Source organism: Sabulibacter ruber, from assembly GCF_017355955.1.
GTDB classification, from domain to species: Bacteria; Bacteroidota; Bacteroidia; order Cytophagales; family Hymenobacteraceae; genus Nibribacter; species Nibribacter ruber_A.
In genome coordinates, this window is record NZ_JAFFID010000129.1 from 1 (window position 1) to 272 (window position 272).

At 70.6% G+C, this 272-nt stretch carries 1 protein-coding gene; it reads right to left on the reverse strand.

What is annotated here, in order from left to right:
• Window positions 1-272: molybdopterin-dependent oxidoreductase (locus tag JT719_RS24750; RefSeq protein WP_207436446.1), on the reverse strand; the 272-nt coding region annotated here is incomplete at both ends.

Genomic DNA, 272 nt, shown 5'->3' on the forward strand with positions numbered 1-272 from the left:
CATGCTCCAGGAAGGTGGTGGCCGGCAGCACGAGGTCGGCGAGGAGCGCGGTGTCGGTCATGAACTGCTCATGCACCGCGACGAACAGGTCCTCGCGCAGGAAACCCTCGCGGATGCGGGCGGAGTCCGGGCAGATGGCGGCGGGGTTGGTGTTCTGGATCAGCATGGCGGTGACCGGCGGGCCGCCCTTCAGGTCGCGCGGATCGCCGGTCAGCACCGCGCCGATGCGCGACTGGTCGAAGGAGCGCACGCGCGTGTCCAGCCGGTCCAGC